The sequence below is a fragment of the Chromohalobacter sp. 48-RD10 genome (assembly GCF_029889785.1).
Taxonomy (GTDB): Bacteria; Pseudomonadota; Gammaproteobacteria; order Pseudomonadales; family Halomonadaceae; genus Chromohalobacter.
Genome location: NZ_JARANX010000121.1, coordinates 1 through 1,685, shown reverse-complemented (window position 1 = coordinate 1,685; position 1,685 = coordinate 1). Strand labels below are relative to the sequence as shown.

Genomic DNA, 1,685 nt, shown 5'->3' with positions numbered 1-1,685 from the left:
TACGTGGCAAGCACGAGGCGGTGGTGCACATCGCCGGGGGCATGACGCTCTATCGTACCCGGCAACCCGGCCCAGAAGGCTGGGCCGAGGGCATCGCCGATTGGTGGAAGGTCTGCATGGATGCGACGCCCGGAGACAAGACTTCCCAGGGGGGCACGTCACGATGAGCGATTTCTACCAGAACGGTATCGTCACCACCTTTCATAACCTCACCCAGCGTCCGGTGGAGGCATTGGAAGCCGATTTGATGAAGTTTTCCAAGCGTCGGCCGATGGGGTTGATCCTGCCTTCGCTGTTCTCCGAGATCGAGGGGCCGGCGCTGTCGAATATCGTCGACGAACTGGCACAGGTGCCGTATCTCTCGGAGGTCGTGATCGGACTGGATCGCGCTGACCGAGACCAATTCTTGCGCACCCGCGAATTCTTCTCGCGCCTGCCGCAGCACCACCGCATCCTGTGGAACGATGGACCACGTCTATCGGCGCTGGATGCCGAGTTGGCTGAGCTTGATCTGGCGCCGCAGGAGCCTGGCAAGGGGCGTAATGTCTGGTATTGCAGCGGATATGTACTGGCCTCCGCGCGTACCTCGGCGGTGGCGCTGCACGATTGCGATATCCTCACCTATGATCGTGGCATGCTGGCGCGGCTGCTGTATCCGGTCGCCAACCCGCAGTTCAATTACGAATTCTGCAAGGGCTATTACTCGCGGGTGGCCGATAACAAGCTCAATGGCCGTGTCGCAAGGCTGATGGTGACGCCCCTGATCCGTGCACTGAAGATGGTATTCGGGCCGCTGCCATATCTGGAATATCTGGACAGCTATCGCTACCCGCTCTCCGGGGAATTTTCGATGCGCTCCGATGTGCTCGACGGCATTCGCATTCCCAGCGACTGGGGTCTGGAGATCGGCGTACTCTCGGAGGTTCACCGCAACCACTCGACCAAGCGGCTATGCCAGGTGGATATTGCCGATGCCTATGATCATAAGCATCAGCCCGTCTCCCAGGAGGACCCCAGTGGCGGGCTCAATCGCATGAGCCTGGATATCGCCAAGGCCATGTTCCGCAAGCTGGCGACACTGGGCGTGCCCATTCACTCCGAGACCTTCCGCACCATCAAGGCGACCTATTACCGCACCGCGCTGGATCTGATCGAGGCCTACGATAACGATGCGCGCATGAACGGCCTGTCACTCGACCGCCATAGCGAGGAGCAGGCGGTCGAGCTTTTCACCGCGAACATTCTCGAGGCGGGGGCCTCGTTTCTCGAATCGCCTCGCGACAAGCCGTTCATCCCCAGCTGGAATCGAGTGGGCGCGGCGATCCACGATCTCAAGGAGCGCATGTACGAAGCCGTGGAACTCGACAACCAAGGCCATGTGTAACCGTCCAGGCCCCTGGTCGCATGCAACTCCAGCTCAGACCATGGGATTGTTGGCCAGCACCTTGCGCAGAAAGCGTTGCGTACGTTCGTCCCGGGGATTGGTGAAAAGTTCATCGGGCGGGCCTTGCTCGATGATCCGGCCCTCGTCCATGAACACCACGCGGTCGGCGACCTCACGTGCGAATTGCATCTCGTGGCTGACCACGATCATGGTCTGGCGCTCCTGGGCGAGCTGTTTCATCAGGGCCAGCACCTCGTCGACCCATTCGGGATCGAGCGCCGCGGTGGGTTCGTCGAAGAGG

Annotated in this window: 1 protein-coding gene and 1 pseudogene; one reads left to right on the top strand and one right to left on the bottom strand. The window is 60.8% G+C overall.

Annotation, left to right across the window (positions count from 1 at the left end; genetic code table 11):
- Window positions 1-163: 163 nt before the first annotated feature.
- Window positions 164-1,384: a glycosyl transferase gene (locus tag OP496_RS17610; RefSeq protein ID WP_280565202.1), complete on the top strand. Its 1,221-nt coding sequence runs from the start codon at window positions 164-166 to the stop codon at window positions 1,382-1,384.
- A 33-nt stretch (window positions 1,385-1,417) separates the two neighbouring features.
- Here the strand turns inward: OP496_RS17610 and OP496_RS17605 are convergent.
- A pseudogene (locus OP496_RS17605) lies at window positions 1,418-1,685 on the bottom strand (amino acid ABC transporter ATP-binding protein); the annotation flags it as partial.

Excerpts from the sequence above, each read along its gene's own strand:
- OP496_RS17610 (WP_280565202.1), top strand. The coding sequence starts at position 164 with ATGAGCGATTTCTACCAGAACGGTATCGTCACCACCTTTCATAACCTC.